The 16,255-nt window shown below is 73.3% G+C and carries 17 protein-coding genes; 5 read left to right on the top strand and 12 right to left on the bottom strand.

What is annotated here, in order from left to right; genetic code table 11:
• Nucleotides 1–64: 64 nt before the first annotated feature.
• Together AB0M43_RS10570 and AB0M43_RS10565 are read left to right on the top strand one after the other, a co-directional pair.
• Nucleotides 65–382 (top strand): hypothetical protein, encoded by a 318-nt coding sequence (locus AB0M43_RS10570; protein WP_363723146.1) that lies wholly within the window; start codon nucleotides 65–67, stop codon nucleotides 380–382.
• Between the two features lie 196 nt (nucleotides 383–578).
• Nucleotides 579–1,070: a GNAT family N-acetyltransferase gene (locus AB0M43_RS10565; RefSeq protein ID WP_363723144.1), complete on the top strand. Its 492-nt coding sequence runs from the start codon at nucleotides 579–581 to the stop codon at nucleotides 1,068–1,070.
• 137 nt (nucleotides 1,071–1,207) lie between these two features.
• Here AB0M43_RS10565 and AB0M43_RS10560 read toward each other — a convergent pair whose 3' ends face one another.
• The 3 genes from AB0M43_RS10560 to AB0M43_RS10550 form a co-directional block, all read right to left on the bottom strand.
• Nucleotides 1,208–2,401, bottom strand: coding sequence for a hypothetical protein (locus tag AB0M43_RS10560; RefSeq protein ID WP_363723143.1), 1,194 nt, complete (start codon nucleotides 2,399–2,401; stop codon nucleotides 1,208–1,210).
• A 262-nt stretch (nucleotides 2,402–2,663) separates the two neighbouring features.
• Nucleotides 2,664–3,968: a DUF6596 domain-containing protein gene (locus AB0M43_RS10555; protein ID WP_363723340.1), complete on the bottom strand. Its 1,305-nt coding sequence runs from the start codon at nucleotides 3,966–3,968 to the stop codon at nucleotides 2,664–2,666.
• Nucleotides 3,968–4,387: a YciI family protein gene (locus AB0M43_RS10550; RefSeq protein ID WP_363723141.1), complete on the bottom strand. Its 420-nt coding sequence runs from the start codon at nucleotides 4,385–4,387 to the stop codon at nucleotides 3,968–3,970. Before AB0M43_RS10550 ends, AB0M43_RS10555 begins: the two co-directional genes overlap by 1 nt.
• A gap of 852 nt (nucleotides 4,388–5,239) precedes the next feature.
• Here AB0M43_RS10550 and AB0M43_RS10545 point away from each other — a divergent pair.
• Nucleotides 5,240–5,470, top strand: a complete 231-nt coding sequence (locus AB0M43_RS10545; RefSeq protein ID WP_363723139.1) for a hypothetical protein — start codon at nucleotides 5,240–5,242, stop codon at nucleotides 5,468–5,470.
• Between the two features lie 106 nt (nucleotides 5,471–5,576).
• On the opposite strand, the gene AB0M43_RS10540 is transcribed toward AB0M43_RS10545, so the two are convergent.
• From AB0M43_RS10540 to AB0M43_RS10510, 7 genes are all read right to left on the bottom strand, one after another.
• The gene (locus tag AB0M43_RS10540) at nucleotides 5,577–6,005 is read right to left on the bottom strand and encodes a VOC family protein (RefSeq protein ID WP_363723137.1); all 429 of its coding nucleotides are present in this window, start codon (nucleotides 6,003–6,005) and stop codon (nucleotides 5,577–5,579) included.
• Between the two features lie 147 nt (nucleotides 6,006–6,152).
• Complete coding sequence (locus AB0M43_RS10535; protein WP_363723135.1) at nucleotides 6,153–7,139, bottom strand: pyridoxal-phosphate dependent enzyme; 987 nt, start codon at nucleotides 7,137–7,139, stop codon at nucleotides 6,153–6,155.
• Nucleotides 7,136–8,398 carry an MFS transporter gene (locus AB0M43_RS10530; RefSeq protein WP_363723133.1) on the bottom strand — a complete coding sequence of 421 codons (1,263 nt, stop codon included), beginning with the start codon at nucleotides 8,396–8,398 and terminating at the stop codon, nucleotides 7,136–7,138. The genes AB0M43_RS10535 and AB0M43_RS10530 overlap by 4 nt, the downstream gene beginning before the upstream one ends.
• A complete protein-coding gene (locus AB0M43_RS10525; RefSeq protein WP_363723131.1) occupies nucleotides 8,395–9,546 on the bottom strand; it encodes a PLP-dependent cysteine synthase family protein in 1,152 nt (383 codons plus the stop codon). The genes AB0M43_RS10530 and AB0M43_RS10525 overlap by 4 nt, the downstream gene beginning before the upstream one ends.
• Before the next feature lie 79 nt (nucleotides 9,547–9,625).
• A complete protein-coding gene (locus tag AB0M43_RS10520; RefSeq protein WP_363723129.1) occupies nucleotides 9,626–10,156 on the bottom strand; it encodes a hypothetical protein in 531 nt (176 codons plus the stop codon).
• Between the two features lie 181 nt (nucleotides 10,157–10,337).
• On the bottom strand, nucleotides 10,338–10,946 hold the full coding sequence (locus AB0M43_RS10515; protein WP_363723127.1) for a DUF305 domain-containing protein: 609 nt from the start codon (nucleotides 10,944–10,946) through the stop codon (nucleotides 10,338–10,340).
• A gap of 79 nt (nucleotides 10,947–11,025) precedes the next feature.
• Nucleotides 11,026–11,559 carry a hypothetical protein gene (locus AB0M43_RS10510; protein ID WP_363723125.1) on the bottom strand — a complete coding sequence of 178 codons (534 nt, stop codon included), beginning with the start codon at nucleotides 11,557–11,559 and terminating at the stop codon, nucleotides 11,026–11,028.
• Nucleotides 11,560–11,746: 187 nt separating this feature from the next.
• Here AB0M43_RS10510 and AB0M43_RS10505 point away from each other — a divergent pair, with 187 nt between their 5' ends.
• On the top strand, nucleotides 11,747–13,093 hold the full coding sequence (locus tag AB0M43_RS10505) for an alkaline phosphatase PhoX (protein WP_363723123.1): 1,347 nt from the start codon (nucleotides 11,747–11,749) through the stop codon (nucleotides 13,091–13,093).
• A gap of 1 nt (nucleotide 13,094) precedes the next feature.
• Here the strand turns inward: AB0M43_RS10505 and AB0M43_RS10500 are convergent, their stop codons facing one another.
• Nucleotides 13,095–13,973: a helix-turn-helix transcriptional regulator gene (locus tag AB0M43_RS10500; protein ID WP_363723121.1), complete on the bottom strand. Its 879-nt coding sequence runs from the start codon at nucleotides 13,971–13,973 to the stop codon at nucleotides 13,095–13,097.
• A 256-nt stretch (nucleotides 13,974–14,229) separates the two neighbouring features.
• Between AB0M43_RS10500 and AB0M43_RS10495 the strand changes: the two genes are divergently transcribed.
• Complete coding sequence (locus AB0M43_RS10495; RefSeq protein ID WP_363723119.1) at nucleotides 14,230–15,270, top strand: magnesium and cobalt transport protein CorA; 1,041 nt, start codon at nucleotides 14,230–14,232, stop codon at nucleotides 15,268–15,270.
• On the opposite strand, the gene AB0M43_RS10490 is transcribed toward AB0M43_RS10495, so the two are convergent.
• Nucleotides 15,248–16,177 carry a Gfo/Idh/MocA family oxidoreductase gene (locus AB0M43_RS10490; protein WP_363723117.1) on the bottom strand — a complete coding sequence of 310 codons (930 nt, stop codon included), beginning with the start codon at nucleotides 16,175–16,177 and terminating at the stop codon, nucleotides 15,248–15,250. The genes AB0M43_RS10495 and AB0M43_RS10490 overlap by 23 nt on opposite strands.
• Between the last annotated feature and the right edge of the window lie 78 nt (nucleotides 16,178–16,255).

The following is a 16,255-nucleotide window of genomic DNA, read 5'->3' as shown; positions in this document are numbered from 1 at the left end:
GGCGGCCCCGACCATGCGTGGTTTCGGGGCAGCGGGCGGTGGTGGGTTCGGGCATCATGGTGCGGTGGCTGAGGTGTACCGGAACCGGTTCGAGGACGACCGCCTGTGGGACGACCAGGGCGTCGAGTGGTCGCGGGCACGCCCCCGGTGGATCCCCGAGCAGCGGATCCGGCAACTGATCCGCCGCGACCAGCGGGTGGCGGTTCTCGAAAGTGGTGGGGGCGAGGGTGTGTCCTGGCTGACCGCCGCCGAGGCGAAGGTCTTCTGGCACACCATCAAGGGGCACATCGAGGGACCGCCGGACGATCACGGGCTCGTCTACTCGGGGACGCTGTGGCGCTGTGAGGACCGGCTGCTGTTGGCCATCCAGGAATCCTGCTGAACGTCGGCCCGCCAGTCCGGTGCGCGGGTGTTCCACCGAACGTGGAGCCCACCAGTGCGGTGCGAACGCGTTCCGCTGAGCGTCGGCCCCGGGTGGCCCGGCTCGACTTCGCGCGGCCCAGCACGGCCCGGCGCTCCTCCGCGCGCCCCGGCGAAATCGGCTCGCCGGTCGGGCCGCCGTCGCCTACCGTGCCGGCATGGACATCCGCGAGTGCGCCGCCGAGGACGTCGACCGCCTGGAGGACTGGCGGCCCACCGGCCCGACCCGGGGGCACGCCGCCCGGTTCGCCCGGCACACGGCCGGGACCGGTACGTTCCTGGTCGCCTGGGCGGCGGACGGCCCGGTCGGCTCGTGCGAGGTGCTGTGGGACGGCCCCCGGGAGCCGGTGGTGCGCGCCGCGTTCGGGTGCCCGGAGGTCAACGGCCTGCAGGTCTGGCCGCCGCACCGGCAGGGCCACGGCGTCGGCACCGCCCAGGTCGCCGAGGCCGAGTCCCGGGCCCGGGGCCTCGGCCACCCCCTGATCGGCCTGGGTGTCGCCGACGACAACCCGCGCGCCGCCGCGCTCTACCTCCGGCTGGGCTACACCGTCACCGACCTCCGGTACGTGGACCACTGGCACTACCTGGACGACGCGGGGGTCCGCCACGACGAGGCCGATCCGTGCGGGTGGCTGGTCAAGCGCCTCTGACGGCCCCGGCGGCCACTCCCGGCCCCGGACCGTACCCGGCCTCCTCCACGGCCCGACAGGCTGGACGGAACCCGTGGCCACCACGCGGCGAGGGGCGAGCCGCCCGGCCCGCCCCCGTCTCAGTGTCTAACGCCCGCTCACGGCTCCAGGCCGAGTGCCAGGTACATCGTCGTCGGGTACTTCGGGTTGAACACGATCTCGTCCAACCGGTGGTACTGGTTGTGCGTGTGGGTCAGCGCGCCGGTGCCCGCGTGGTACCTGAACAGGTCCGTGCCGTAGTTGGCGTAGTTGTCGGCGTACACGAAGTACAGGACGTTGGCGTCCGTCGGGCTCGGGTACATCGGCACGTCGTTGGTGAGGAACACGCCCGTGGCCGGGTCGTGGTGCACGATGGCGGTGAAGTTGCGCCCGCCGTCGGTGGAGCGCCAGATCTGCCGGCCCTGGTCACCGTCGGAGTCGACCTGGCTGAGGTCGAAGCCCTGGGCGTAGACCACGTTCGGGTCGAGCGGGGAGACGGCGATCCGGTTGATGTTGACGCCGTAGAAGCTGTTCGGGTGGGTGGTGGCGTCCAGGGTCTGGACGTGGTTCCAGGTCACGCCGCCGTCGAAGGTGTTCCAGACACCCTCGCGGCTGACGCCGGCCACCGCGTGCAGCGGGTTCTTGACGTCGAACTCGACCTCGTTGACCGACTCGTTCAGGCTGAGGGCGATGGCCGAGCCGCGCGGGGTCCAGCTGTTGCCGCCGTTGGTCGACTCGAACAGCTGGCCGTCCTTGCGGGCGGCGTACACGTGCAGGCCGTTGGCCGGGTCGACGCCCAGCCCGATGAGCCCGATCTGGCCGTTCACCGGGGTCGACGCGGTCGGGTCGACGACCTTGGTGACGGTGGTGCCGGAGACCCGGTACACGGAGTCGTCGTTGCCCTGCGACCACAGGTACGCCCGGCCGCCCTTGGCCGCGGTGGCCTTGTGCATCCAGCCGTCGGCCAGGGTGTGGATCGCGGTCCAGGTACAGCCGGCGTTGGTGGACCGGTACACCTTCTTGGTCAGCGACCACGGGGACTGGACGGTCACCTCCTGGACCGCGATCAGCGTGTTCGCCGAGTCCAGGGCGGCGAGCCCCGAGGTGTACGTGATCGGGGTGGGCGCGGTGCTGGTCGCCTTGAGGGTGGTGCCCTCGTCGGTGGTGTAGGTCAGCGCGGCGGGGCCGGTGACCGTGGCGCAGGTCGGGTTGATCGTCCATGTGGTGGCCGCGGTGGCGGTCCCACCCGTCATGGACAGGATCGCCACGGCCGCGGTCAGCGTCGTGGCGAAGCCGGTCGCGAGCTTTCGCATCGGAATTTCCTACCCCCAGGTTGGTGGAGCGAGGCGTGGCCTCGTGGAACCATCCCAGTGTTGATCATGAAAAGCCGGGTGCACAGTGGACCGACCTCTTCAAGATCGTGATTGATCTCACGCCCGCCGGGGAATAGACGCACGCCAACGGTGACCGCACCAAAACCCTTACAGGACACCAGGTTGCGCCTCTGTTTCGGCACAAGTGGGCGCTGCCGGGAGTTCCGCGCGGAGCCCACGAACCATGATCTGAGGGGTACCGTCACCCGAGCGCCGCCGCCTTGCGCAGCAGCACCGCCCGCTCCCGCGCGTTGCCGCACAGCCGCGCCGCGAGCTCCAGCTCCGCCCGGGCCTCGCCGGTCCGCCCCAGCCGGGAGAGCAGCTCGCCCCGCACACTCGGCAGCAGGTACGACCCCGCCAGCCGGTCCGTGGCCACCAGCTCGTCCACCATGTCCAGCGCCGGCCCCGGCCCGTGCGCCATCGCGACCGCCACGGCCCGGTTCAGCTCGACGACCGGCGAGGGCGCCACCCGGCCCAGCGCCTCGTAGAGGAGCACGATCCGCTCCCAGTCGGTCTCCGGCACCGAGGCCGCCGTCGCGTGGCAGGCCGCGATCGCCGCCTGCAGCCCGTACGGGCCCAGGCCGCGCCCGACCGCCGTGGCCCGGGTGATCGCGGCCAGCCCCCGGCGGATCGCGGACCGGTCCCACCGCCGCCGGTCCTGGTCCTCCAGCAGCACCGCCTCGCCGTCGGGGCCGGTCCGGGCGGGGAAGCGCGCGGCCGTCAGCTCGAACAGGGCGAGCAGCCCGGACACCTCCGGCTCGTCCGGCTGCAACGCGGCCAGCATCCGGGCCAGCCGGATCGCCTCGTACGCCAGGTCGGTGCGCAGCAGGCGGTCGCCCGCCGTCGCCGTCGAGCCCTCCGTGAAGATCACGTACAGCACGCTCAGGACCCCGCCGAGCCGCTCGCGACGCTCCCCGGCGGGCGGCAGCTCGAACGGTACCCGCGCGGCGGCGATCGTCTTCTTCGCGCGGGTGATCCGCGCCTGCACGGTCGGCACGGGCACCAGGAACGCGCGCGCGATCTCCTCGCTGCCCAGGCCGCCGACCACCCGCAGCGTCAGGGCGACGCGGGCCTCGGGGGACAGTACCGGATGGCAGGCCACGAACATCAGCGCGAGGACGTCGTCGTCGACCCGGTCCGGATCCCACGGCAGGTCGGCCGACGGATCCGGCGGGGTCACGACGCCCGACGTCGCCCCACCCTCGCCGAGCTGCCCGGCGAGCAGGGCGTACCGCTCGTCGAGCGCCGACCGGCGGCGGAACCCGTCGATGGCCCGCCGCCGCGCGGTCGCGAGCAGCCAGCCCACCGGGCTCGCCGGCGCGCCCTCCCGCGACCAGGTGACCAGGGCCTCGGCCACCGCCTCCTGCGCGACGTCCTCGGCGAGTGCGAAGTCCCCGGTGTAGCGGGCCAGCGCGCCGACGATCCGCGCCGACTCGATCCGCCACACCGCCTCGACGGCCCGCCGCGCCGACTCGGCGCTCGGCGGGCCGCCCACGGCGTCGGGCATCAGAGCTGACCGGTCCGCTCGCGCCACGCCCGCTCCTTGATGATCCACTCGTTGTCCTGCGGGAACTCGTCGATGCTCGGTACCCGGCGGATCTCGGTCTTCGTGCCGGGGAAGGCCGGGATCCGCTTGGCCCACTCGACCGCCTCCTCCTTGGTGGCGACGTCGAGCAGGTAGAAGCCTCCGAACAGCTCCTTCGTCTCCCCGTACGGCCCGTCGGTGACCACCGGGGTCTCCCCGCTGTGGTCGACCACCACGCCCTGCGACGGGTCGTCCAGGCCCTCCGCCGCGACGAGGACGCCGGCCTTGATCAGCTCCTCGTTGAACCGGCCGATCGTGTTGAGCATCTCCTCGAACGGCGTCTCCATCATCTTCGCCATGGACTCGTCCGTGCCCCGCATGATCAACATGTACTTGGTCATCGTCGTTCTCCCTGTTCTCGTAGGTCGTCTCCCGACCTTCTCACTACCAGGTCGAACGGCGCCGCCCAGGATCGACACGACAGCCGAAATTTCTTTCGCGACCCTGTGACCAGCCATTCCGGCGCCCCGGCGCCCCGGTGGCCTGCCGGCCGGGTGGCCCGATGCCCCAGGCACGCGCGGGCTAGCGAGTCCGCCCAGGCAAGCGTCGACTACCGTGCCCCGTGCCCCGACGCCCCGACGCCCCGCGCGCTGAGGCGCGGACCAGGGCGACACGTTTGCCCCTCAGCCGCCCCGCGCGCGCAGGCGCGCATCCTTCAACCCCGAGCGTGAAGCACGAAGAAGCTCAGCCGCCCCGCGCGCGCAGGCGCGCAAAGAGGACGACGAGGCCGCACGTGATGAGCAGCTCAGCCGCCCCGCGCGCAGGCGCGCCGGCGGCTCGCGCCTCGACCCAGTGCCGGAGGTCGACATGTGACCCCTGCTCCCCGCGCACGCGAGCCTTCCGGGCACGCAGGGGCGTCGGGGACACGGGGTTACCCCTCAGCCGCCCCGGCGCCCCGCGCACAGGCGCGTAGTGCCATCGACACGGTGGGAGCGGGCCACGTGGCCCGGCGCCCCGCGCGTGCAGGCGCGGATCGGGCAGGCGGCGGAATGCGGCGACGGCCTTCCCCGGCGCCCCGCGCGCGGAGGCGCGGAGGCGGTCCGCACGTCGACCCGGTGCCGGAGGCCGACATGACCCTTGACCCCCCGCGCGCAGGCGACCCCCTTTCGAATGGTCGGGGGGCGCCGAGGTCTTCTTGACCCCCGCGCGCACAGGCGACCCTTCCGGGCACACAGAGGCGCATACTCGGAAACATGGACGAGAAGCAGCCAGGCGCCGCCCACGGGTACCCGGGTCTGCCCCAGACGCGGAACAGCGCGCTGACCCCGCTGGGCGAGATCGAACAGGCCGGCAAGATCGCCAGCGGCCTGTCCCGGACCTCCGGCTGGCGGAGGACGGTCGTGCGGATCGGGGTGATCCTGGCGATCCTCGCGATGCTGGTCCCCGCCGGCATCGGCGTCTACCAGGTGATCAGCCTCCGCTAACCGCCGCCCGGGCGCCGAGCCCGGCATCGAAGCGCCCCGTCGCGCCGTCGCCCCTGGGCATGAGGGGGCGTCCGGCGTCGTGTGCGGGCCCGGAGCCGTCCCGCCGTCAGTGCAGGAACAGGCACAGCGGATGCCCGGCGGGGTCGAGGACCACCCGCAGATCGGCCCGCCCCTGCGGCTCGGCCAACGTGCCGCCCACCGACAGGGCGAGCCGGACCGCGTGCTCCAGGGCGGCCTGGCCGTCCTCGTCGGAGTACCCCTCGTCGGTTTCCGCTCCGGGCGGGGTCACGCGCAGATCCAGGTGGATCATCTTCTGCTGCCGGTCGGGTTCCTCGGGCCACGTCGGGCGCTGGTAGCCGCCGGTCGCCTGGAACGACAGCCCGGTGCCGCCGCCCGGATCGCGCATCAGCACCCAGTCCGGTTCGACGTAGGTGGGCTCCCAGCCGAGGAGGCCGCCGTAGAACCGGGCCATCGCCCCGGCGTCGGGGCAGTCGAGATTCACGGTGCGGACGGCGATCGAGGGCGTCCCGGACATCGCTTCCTCCAGGCTGGGCGGCAGTCCTCCCGACCCTACGACAGACCTACGACACGCGCGGGCACCCGGGGCCGACCGCCCGCCACGACGGCAGGCGATCAGCGGGCCCCCATCCTCGGTGGCGACGGAACACCCCGGAAAGACCCATCAGAGGGGTACGCGGGCCGCGCGCGGCCTCCCCAGCAGCTCGCAGAACCGGTCGACCCCCACGTTCCCCCCGGAGATCACCACGCCGATCCGCCGCCCCGCCAGCGGCACCTTCCCGGCGAGCAGGGCCGCGACCCCGAGCGCCCCGGTGGGCTCGGCGACCAGTTTCATCCGGTCGAACAGGAATCCCATGGCCACCAGGATCTCCACGTCGTCGACCGAGGTCACGTCGTCGGCGAGCGCCCGGATGATCGGGAACGTCAGCTCCCCGGTGACCTCGCCCGTCACCCCGTCGGCGATGGTGCGCGGCACGTGGATCCGCACGGGCGTACCGGCGTCGAGGGATCTGCGGTTCTTGTTCCCGGCCAGCGACTCCACCCCGATGACCCGGATCCCCGGGGCCAGCGCCTTGACGAGGGTGGCGCAGCCGGCGAGCTGGCCGCCGCCCCCGAGGGGCAGGACGAGGGCGTCGAGCTCGCCGACCTGGTCGAGGAGTTCCACGGCCGTGCTGCCGGCCCCGGCGATCACGTCGGGATGGTCGTACGGCGGGATGACCGTGAGGTGCCGTTCGGCGGCGAGCCGCGCGGTGATCGCGAACCGGTCCTCGGTGTACCGGTCGAACGTCACGACCTCCGCGCCGTGGTCCTGGGCGGCCAGCAGCTTCAGTTCCGGGGTGTCGGTGGGCATCACGAGCACCGCGCGGGTGCCGACCATGGCCGCCGCCAGGGCCACCGCCTGGGCGTGGTTGCCGCTGGAGAACGCCACGACCCCGTGCCGCAGCGCCCCGGGCCCGAGCCGGGCGATCGCGTTGTACGCGCCCCGGAACTTGAACGACCCGGTGCGCTGGAGGTTCTCGCACTTGACGAACACCTCGGCGCCGACCCGTCCGTCGAGGGTGCGCGAGGTCGCCACCGGGGTGCGGTGCGCGACGCCGTGCAGGCGGCGGGCGGCGGCGTGGACGTGGTCGGCGGTGATGCTGACGCTCATCGGGTGGTGGCTCCGCTCGGGACAGGGGGACGGATGGTCGTGGCGAGTGCCCCGACGGCGGCGGTGCAGCCGACGCCGGTGACGATCAGCGCGACCCAGGGCAGGGCCGGCAGCCGCCAGTGTTCGGCGGCGCCCCAGAGGGCCCCGGTGCCGAGGTTGCCGAGGGTGATGCCGATGCCGGCCAGGGTGTTGTAGAGCCCGTAGTGGGTGGCGACGAGCCGGTCCCGGGCGAGGGCGACGATGGTGTCCATCTCGAACGGGTACGCCACGACGGTGCCCAGGGTCAGCACCACCGTGGCGGTGAGCAGCGGGACCACCGCCCACGCCTCGGACAGGTGCGCGGTCGCCGCGAGGGGCACGAACGCCGCGCCCATCAGCGCCAGCCCGAGGATCAGGGCCCGCGCGGACGTCATCCGCCGCCGGGCCCAGGCCGTGATCCGGACCTGTCCGGCGACCGCCACCACCGCGGACAGCGCGAACAATCCGCTGGAACCGAGGTCCCCGGCCGCCGGCCCGAGGACGTGCGCCGCCTGCAGGGGCAGGGCGAGGTAGATCTGCGAGGACAGCACGTAGGAGCCGATCATGGCCACGGAGAACAACAGGAAGGGCCGGTTTCCGAGTACCTGGCGCGCGTCCGCCCTGATCCCCACCCAGCCGGTCGCCCGGTCGGGGTTGGACTCCTCGCCGGCCCTCGACGGCAGGAAGCACACCTGCGCGACGGTCAGGGCGGCGAACACCAGGGCCGCGCCGAGACAGACGAGCCGGAAGTCCCCGAGGACGAGGGCGAGGCCGACCAGCGGCCCCGCGAGCATGCCGGCCTGGTAGAACACGTTGAACAGGGCGAACGCCTCGACCCGGCGGTCACCGGCCCCGGCGGCCACGTAGGCCCGGACCGACGGGTTGAACAGGGCCCCGGCCAGGCCGGTGAGCACCGAGGCCACCAGCAGCGGCGTCAACGTGTCCCCGAAGCCGAGCAGGGCGAAGCCGACGGTCCGCAGCACCAGGCCGGCGACGATCATCGCCTTGTAGCCGTACCGGTCGGCGAGCATGCCCCCGACGAGGAACATGCCCTGCTGGCTGAGGGTGCGCACGCCCAGTACCAGGCCGACGGTCCACGCCGCCATGCCGAGCCCCGAGGACAGGTGGTTGGCGAGGAACGGCATGAGCATGTAGAAGCCCAGGTTGATGCCGAACTGGTTGACCAGCAGCAGCGTGACGCACCGGTCGAACGACCGCACCTGCCGCCAGGTCCCCGTCACGGCCCACCCGGCGCCGCGACGGGGGCCGGTGGCCACGCGTCGGCGGCGCCGAGTCGCGGGTCGCCCACCGGGTCCACCACGGCGGCGCACCGCGTCCACCGGGTCACCTCCCGGTCGCCGGGATGCGCGATCTCCTCGGGCTCCGTCGCCGGTACGACGCCGAGCAGGCCGTGCCCGGCCGCGTACTCGTCGTTGTAGATCGTGTCCCAGTAGCGCTGCGGCCCGTCGGGGAAGACGGCCACGATCCGCTCGTGGGGCGGCCGGGTCCGGGCCAGCCAGTCGGCGACCAGCCCGACCGCGCCGACGCTCCAGCCGCCCGTCTCCCGCCGGGTCGCCGCGAGGTGCCGGCAGGTCCACACGGCCTCGGCGGGCGCCACCCAGTGCACCTCCGCGAAGTCGGGGTAGGCGACGTTGCGCGGGTAGATGCTGCTGCCCAGGCCCCGCATCAGCCGGCCGCGCGCGGGCTGGCCGAAAATGGTCGAGCCGACCGTGTCGACGCCGACGAGGCGCAGGTCCGGGAAGTACCGGCGCAGCACCCGGGAGATGCCGGCGCTGTGCCCGCCGGTACCGACGCTGCACACCAGGGTGTCGATCCGGCCGAGCTGGCCGACGAGTTCCAGGGCCAGCGCCTCGTACCCGGCGACGTTGTCCGGATTGTGGTACTGGTCGGGGCAGTACGCCCCCGGGTGCGCCGCCAGGTGCTCGCGGACCCGGTCGCGGCGCGCCTGCTGCCAGCCCCCGGTCGGGTGCGGTTCGGTGACGATGTCCACGGTGGCCCCGTACGCGCGCAGCAGGTGCCGCATCAGGGGTTCCATCCCCGGGTCGGCCACGAGGGTGACCGGGTGGTCGTGGACGATGCCCGCCAGGGCCAGTCCCAGTCCGAGGGTGCCGCTGGTCGACTCGACGATCGGCTGGCCGGGCGCCAGTTCGCCGCGCTCGCGGGCCCGGGCGACCATGTGCATGCCCGGCCGGTCCTTGATCCCGCCGGGGTTGTGCCCCTCCAACTTGGCCCAGAACCCCCGACCGGTGCCGGCCCGGAACTCCGGCACCCACAACACGGGCGTGTTGCCGACCAGCTCGGTCAACGACCGGCAGGCGGTACCCGTGACGATCCCGCCGACAGGCGGCACTGCTTCCACTGTGCTCATGACAAGGACGACCTTCCCCAGAACTCGCAACGGACGCGCGGACGACGGCGGGCACGGCGCACGGCCGCCCCGGGCCGTGTCACGTCCGCGACACGCAGCCGAGCGCGAGGGGGGAGGGTCGGTGCCGGATCCGGTGGTCGCGGACCGCCGCGCCGCACCGCCGGACGGCCGGGCCGTCGGCCACCGCCATCGCGACCGGTGCCGCGACGAGCCAGGGGGCGAGGTTGTGCGCCACGGCGGTGACGGCGACGACGGCTGCCGCGCCGCAGCTGTGCGGGGCGTGGTGATGCCCGACGGGTACGTGGTCGTGCGGCCCGCCCCGGGCGACCACGGCGCCGGTGGTGCCCCCGACGGACACGCCGCCGGGGGACCGAACGCCGGAGGCCGCGCTGCCGGACCCTGTGCCGGACCCGACGATGCCGGAGACGGTGGTGGACGGCGTGCCGACGGAGGAGGTGATGTCGGCGGACGTCGTGACCGGGGTGGACACGGCGCTGGACCCCGGATGGGGGAGGTCAGCCTCGACGTGCGCGCCGGGTGCGCACAGGACGGCGTACACCACGAAGAGCGCGCCCAGTATGCCCGCTCCTAGGCGGTATACGAAGGTCACGGAAGGGGACGTTACGGGACGCTTACATCACCGTCAATGGCTCATTGGCACGCGTGTCGCGATATGCCCGCCACAGCCTGACAGCGAGGGATAACCCTCGCCCGGACGCGTGGTCCACCGCACACCGACAAGGGGTGGGGCTCACCCCGGAGTACCCGCCTCCGGGGTGAGCTTTTCGGGGTCAGAGCCGGTCGAGGATCTTCTGGAGGGTGGCGATCTCCGCCGCCTGCGCCTTCTCGATCGTGGCCGCCAGGGCCTTCGCCTCGGCGTTGACCCCCTTGGCCTGCTCGTCCCTGGCCATGGCGACCGCTCCGTTGTGGTGGGCGATCATCCCCTTCGCGAACAGCCGGTCGAACGCGACCCCGGACGCGGCCGACAACGCGGCCAGCTCCTGCGGAGCGAGCATGCCCGGCATGCCGCCCATGTCGTGTCCGCCGGGGGCCGTCGTCGGCCGCTGCCACGCGGTCAACCAGCCGGTCATCGTGGTGATCTCCGGGGCCTGCGCGGCCTTGATCGCCGCCGCGACCTTCTTCAGTTCCGGGTCGCCGACCCGGGTCTCGGCCAGGCCGGCCATCGTGACGGCCTGCTCGTGGTGGGGGGCCATCATCTGCGCGAACGCCACGTCGGCGTCGTTGAACGTCGCGCCGGCCACGGAGCCGGTCGCGCCCGGCCGGGCGCCGTGGTCCATGCCGCCCATCGCGTCCCCGCCGCAGCCGGCGGCGAACGCGAGGACGGCGAGGGTGCCGACGCCGGCGAGGAACGCGCGGCTCGGGGTGGTGGTGCTCTTCATGACTCAGCCTTCTCGGTTCGGTACTACGGGAGAGTGGACTGTCTGTGACGGCCTGTCGTGGCCGCCGGGCAGACGGGTCCTATATCCGCAGTACCGAGAGATCGGCGAGGAGTAGCCCCCGGGGCTTCGGCGGCCCCCGACTGGAGCCCGCGTTCTCGGGGCTGACGAGCGTCGCGGCGTCGGCGGTCCGCGCGAGCCGGGAGGTGACGGCGAGGACGAGCAACAGGATGAGTGCGGTGAGGATCGCCAGACACACGCTCATCGGGTCGAGCCCCACGCCCAGGCCGACGATCGCGACCGCCCGGGCCGCGTCCCCGGCCACCGCCACGGCATGCCCTGTCCCGAACGTGGCCACGGCGACGGCATACCCGGTCCCGACAGCGGCCATCGCGACGGTCTCGCCCGGCTCGGCGCCCGCGTCCACGGCGACGGTCACCGCATCGTGCGGGTCATGCCCGACCGCGTGGTGCCCGGCAGCCTTCACGGCCCCGTGCCCGGCCGCCGGCATCGCCCCGTGCCCCTCGGCCGGATGCCCCAGCGTGTGCATCCCGAGGACCCCGAGGACGAGCAGCGCCAGCAGCAGCACCCGCGCCCCGCCCAGCCGCCCCGCCACCGCACCCCCTCGTTCGCCGGGCGCGCCGCCCGGACTGCGAACAATACCCCTCCTGGGTATAGCCGGCGACCCGGAGCCCGGTCGGCCGGAGAACTTCCCGCCGCCCGAACCAGGGCGTACAACGTTATCCAGTCACCCGACCAGGATTCGCTTCCCCGGACGGGCCGGTTCCGTTTGGGTGGTCGACATGATGCTGAACCGACGCAACGTACTCGCCGGCGGGCTCGCGGTCGCGGTCACCGGGGCCGTCGACCTGCTGTTCACCGGTTCGCCGGCCCTGGCCCACCCGGGGACCGGCTACGGCGACCTGGTGCCCGACCCCGCCGGCCTGCTCGACCTGCCGCGGGGCTTCCGGTACCGGGTGCTGTCCCGCGAGGGCACCCCGATGGCCGACGGCGCACCGGTACCCAGCAGGCCCGACGGCATGGCGGTGTTCGCCGACCGGCGGCACGGCAGCCGGCTGGTCCGCAACCACGAGAACCGGCCCGGGGTCGCCCATCCGGTCGCGGCGCCCGCGACGCACACGTTCGACCGGGCGGCGGCGGGCGGCACCACGACGCTCGTGGTGGGCGCGGACAACAGGCTCGTGGAGGAGTACGCGAGCCTGGGCGGCACGGCGGTCAACTGCGCCGGGGGCCCGACCCCGTGGGACACGTGGCTGACCTGCGAGGAGACGGAGGCCCGCCAGGGCGCCAACGGGTATGAGAAGGACCACGGCTGGATCTTCGAGGTGGACCCGCACCACCAGGGCCGCAACGCCGCGCCGGTCCCGTTGACCGCGATGGGCCGGTTCGCCCACGAGGCGACGTGCGTGGACCCGCACACCGGCGTCGTGTACGAGACGGAGGACGCCGCCGCGCCGTTCGGCGGCCTGTACCGGTTCCTGCCGAACAGGCCGCGCGGCGGACACGGCAGCCTGCGGGCCGGCGGCACGTTGCAGGCGATGCGGGTGCCGGACGTGCCGGACCTGTCGGTCGTCCAGGAGCCGGGCACCCGGTTCGACCGGGTCGAGTGGGTGACCGTCCCGGACCCGTTGGCCGTGACCACGTCCGTGCGCAAACAGGACTACGGGCCGGCCGGGATCACCCACGCGCAGAAGCTGGAGGGCGCGTGGTGGGGCGAGGACCGCGCGGTGTACTTCGTGTCCTCCTTCGCCCAGGTGTCCAGCGGGGCGGGCGGCGAGCACCGGGGCCAGGTCTGGCGGTACGACCCGGTGCGGCGCACCCTGACCCTGACGGTCGTGTTCCACGGCGAGGGGGACGCGGCGCACGAGTACCCGGACAACATCTGCATGACCCCGTTCGGGGGACTGATGCTGTGCCAGGACGGCGACGGCGAGAACTACCTGACGGGTACGACGCGCGCCGGTCGGCCGTACCCGTTCGCCCGCAACGCCCAGAACCTCGGTACCCCCACGGAGCCGGCGTTCGCCGAGTTCGCCGGGGTCGGGTTCAGCGCCGACGGCCGCACGATGTTCGTGAACTGCTACAGCCCCGGCACGACGTTCGCGGTGTGGGGGCCGTGGTCGCGGTGACTCACCAGTCCCAGGCGATGCCGTAGCGGCCCGGAGCGGGGTCGAGGACGATGGACTGCGCGGTCTCCCCGCCCAGTGCGATCCCGCTCCGCTGCCGCCCGGCCGGGTCGGGGCCCGGCTGCCGGTAGGCGTGACAGGACGCCGGCAGCCGGCCCGGGGCGAACGTCACCCGCAGCACCAGCTCCCGGGACGGGTGCGGGACGGCGACGACGACGTGCCGGTCGGTCTGCCCCGGCGGGAACCGCAGCCCGAACTCGACGGCCGCCAGCTCGCCGGCCCGCAGCGGACGGTCGAGGAGGAACTCGAAGACGCAGGTGGCCGTGGGCACGTCGGCGCGGAACCGGGCCGGCCGGCAGCCCTCGGTGTAGGTCACCGTGGGCGGCCGGGACAGGGGCCCGCACCGGGAGACGAACAGCAGCCGCGTGGTGTGGTCGCGTTCGGCCCGGACGATCCGGCGCACCCGGACGGACTCCTCCTGCCCGCCGCCGTCGATCCGGTAGGCGAGGTCCTGGGACACCGTGACCGGGTGCTGGAGGTCCGCCAGGCCGGCGTCCAGCTTGTCCAACGCCCGGGTGAGCGCCGTGGGCCGCGTCCACAACGGGTCGGCGGGCGGCGTGCCCCCCGGCCGGCGCCCGCGGGGGCGGCGCGGGCCGATCAGGGCGGCGAGTGCCCCGGGCGGCTCGCCGAGCAGGGTCTCCAGTTCGGTGACGGCGGCCAGCGAGGAGGTCCGTTCGGGCCGGGTGGCGCCGGTCTGCCAGTAGCTCAGGGCGCTGGCACTGACCGGGGTGTGCCGGGCGCGCAGCCGCCGGGCCACCTCGTCGAGGCTGAGCCCGCTGCGCCGGATCGCGTCCCGCAGGGCGGCGCCGAACGCGTCGGTCACGGCCGGACCCCGGGCCGCCCGGAGTCGTGGAGCCGTCGCGCCGCCGGGTACATCGGGCGATGCTATCCGGCCCGCGGGCTACCGCGCGGGGTTGGAATTCCAACCGGGAAGTGGCCGGGCCGCAACACGGTCGACCGGTCCGCTCGGTCCGTTCCGGGGACGGGGGTGCCTTCCGTATGGTGGTCGTGTCCGGCGACCGGGTCCGCCCTGCCCAGGGGTGGTCCAGAGGGCCGCCGCCTCGCCTGGGGGAGTGCGCATGGGTAAGAACAAGGACGGCGGCCAGCCGCAGCCCGCCGTACCGGGCGCGAAGGTCGGCATCGTCGACTGCGCCCTGTACGCCGGTGGCGAGCGCCAGGGCGGGAAGGTCCCCCTGGACATCGCCCTGGAGTCCGCCCAGGAGGCCGAGGACGGGTTCGTGTGGATCGGCCTGCACGAGCCGTCGGCCGCGCAGTTCGACGCGGTGACCGCCGAGTTCGGGCTGCACCCGCTCGCCGTGGAGGACGCGGTCGACGCCCACCAGCGGGCCAAGCTCGAACTGTACGGCGACATCGCGTTCATGGTGTTCAAGACCGTGCGCTACGTCGACCCCGAGGAGGTGATCGAGGTCGGCGAGATCATGGTGTTCCTCGGCCCGAAGTTCGTGATCACCGTCCGGCACGGCCAGGCCAGCCCGCTCGCGGAGGTCCGGCGCGCCCTGGAGGCGGACCCGGACCTGCTGCGGGCCGGGCCGAGCTCGGTGCTGTACGCGGTGGCCGACCACATCGTCGACGAGTACTCGCACGCGGCCGAGGGCATCAACAACGACATCGAGCTCGCCGAGTTCCGGGTGTTCGACACCAGCCGGTCGCGCTCGGACAACCCGACGGAACGGCTGTACAACCTCAAGCGCGAGGTGCTGGAGTTCCGCCGCGCGGTGCGCCCGCTGGCCGAGCCCCTGGGCCGGATCGTCCGGGGCGAGATCGGCCTGGTGGACCCGCGCACGAAGGAGTACTTCCGCGACGTCGAGGACCACCTGCTGCGCGCCGCCGACCGCGCCGACGGGTTCGCCGAGCTGCTCACGGGGACGTTGAGCGCGAACATGGCGCAGATCCAGAGCCGGGAGAACGCCGACATGCGCAAGATCACCGCGTGGGTGGCGATCCTGTCGACGAACACCCTGGTGGTGGGCATCTACGGCCAGAACTTCGTCTACATGCCCGAACTCCAGTGGAAGTTCGGCTACCCGGTCATGCTCACCGTGATGCTGTCCCTGTCGGTGTTCCTCTACCGGGGCTTCAAACGGAACCACTGGATCTGAGGAGCTCCAGAACAACCCTTTCACACAGTTCATGGGTACGCAGCGCGTCGCGCAGGTCGACGCGCCCGCCCGCGCGCACCGTGTCCAGGAACGCCGTGCAGATCTGCGCCATGCCGCGCTGGGTGGCCACCGGGGTCCAGCCGTCGACGGGCCGGCGCGCCCGGTACCCGTCGTGGTCGGTCACGTCGACCAGGTCCACGACCTCCCGCTTGGCGCCCCGGCCCATGATCTCGAGCCGTTCCTCCTTGGAGCCGCTGACCCGGTTCATGACGCCGATCGCCGTGCGGCCGCCGCCCGACAGCGTGAGCACCACGTGGTGCAGCTCCCCGCCCTCGACCCTGCCGGAGACGCGCACGTCCTCGGCCGGCCCGGGCAGGAGGAAGCGGAGCGTGTCCACGACGTGGATGAAGTCGTCGTAGACGACCTCGCGGACCGGACCCGTGCCCGCCGGCTGGTTCTTCTGCAGGACGATCAGGTCGCGGGGGTGGTCGAGCGCCCGGACGTAGGCGGGCGCGTACCGGCGGTTGAACCCCACCATCAGCGTCGTCTCGGTGTCCTCGGCCCGTTCCACCAGCGCGGTCGAGCCCTCCAGGGTGCTGTCGAGCGGCTTGTCGACGTACGTCGGGATCCCGGCGTCGAGCAGCCGGCCCACGACCGCCCGGTGCTGGTCGGTCGGCGCGTGCACGAACGCCGCGTCGAGGGGATGTGCGAGCAGGTCGCCGAGGTCGGTGAACCGGCGGTCGGCGGCCACCCGGTAGGTGTCGGCGATCCGGTCGAGCTTGTCGGGGTCGCGGGTCATCAGGTGCAGGTCCAGGCCCGGCCGCGCGCCCAGCGTCGGCAGGTACGCCTTCCGGGCGATGCCGCCGAGGCCGATCACGGCGACCCTGAGCCTTCCGTCGTCGCCCACCCGCGCCCCTTTCGCCGCCGCCCGCCCTGGTGCGTGGTCCGCCGGCCGGTCCACGAGGTGTGCGAGGCGGTCTCCCCG

The sequence above is a fragment of the Longispora sp. NPDC051575 genome (assembly GCF_040681875.1).
Lineage (GTDB): Bacteria > Actinomycetota > Actinomycetes > Mycobacteriales > Micromonosporaceae > Longispora.
This window is presented reverse-complemented; position numbering and strand designations above follow the sequence as displayed.

What these genes read in the sequence shown, in the direction of transcription:
- AB0M43_RS10565 (WP_363723144.1), top strand. Translation starts at nt 579, where the DNA reads ATGGACATCCGCGAGTGCGCCGCCGAGGACGTCGACCGCCTGGAGGAC.
- AB0M43_RS10535 (WP_363723135.1), bottom strand. Translation starts at nt 7,139, where the DNA reads ATGAGCGTCAGCATCACCGCCGACCACGTCCACGCCGCCGCCCGCCGC.
- AB0M43_RS10560 (WP_363723143.1), bottom strand. Translation starts at nt 2,401, where the DNA reads ATGCGAAAGCTCGCGACCGGCTTCGCCACGACGCTGACCGCGGCCGTG.
- AB0M43_RS10550 (WP_363723141.1), bottom strand. Translation starts at nt 4,387, where the DNA reads ATGACCAAGTACATGTTGATCATGCGGGGCACGGACGAGTCCATGGCG.
- AB0M43_RS10495 (WP_363723119.1), top strand. Translation starts at nt 14,230, where the DNA reads ATGGGTAAGAACAAGGACGGCGGCCAGCCGCAGCCCGCCGTACCGGGC.
- AB0M43_RS10515 (WP_363723127.1), bottom strand. Translation starts at nt 10,946, where the DNA reads ATGAAGAGCACCACCACCCCGAGCCGCGCGTTCCTCGCCGGCGTCGGC.
- AB0M43_RS10545 (WP_363723139.1), top strand. Translation starts at nt 5,240, where the DNA reads ATGGACGAGAAGCAGCCAGGCGCCGCCCACGGGTACCCGGGTCTGCCC.
- AB0M43_RS10525 (WP_363723131.1), bottom strand. Translation starts at nt 9,546, where the DNA reads ATGAGCACAGTGGAAGCAGTGCCGCCTGTCGGCGGGATCGTCACGGGT.
- AB0M43_RS10555 (WP_363723340.1), bottom strand. Translation starts at nt 3,968, where the DNA reads ATGCCCGACGCCGTGGGCGGCCCGCCGAGCGCCGAGTCGGCGCGGCGG.
- AB0M43_RS10505 (WP_363723123.1), top strand. Translation starts at nt 11,747, where the DNA reads ATGATGCTGAACCGACGCAACGTACTCGCCGGCGGGCTCGCGGTCGCG.
- AB0M43_RS10540 (WP_363723137.1), bottom strand. Translation starts at nt 6,005, where the DNA reads ATGTCCGGGACGCCCTCGATCGCCGTCCGCACCGTGAATCTCGACTGC.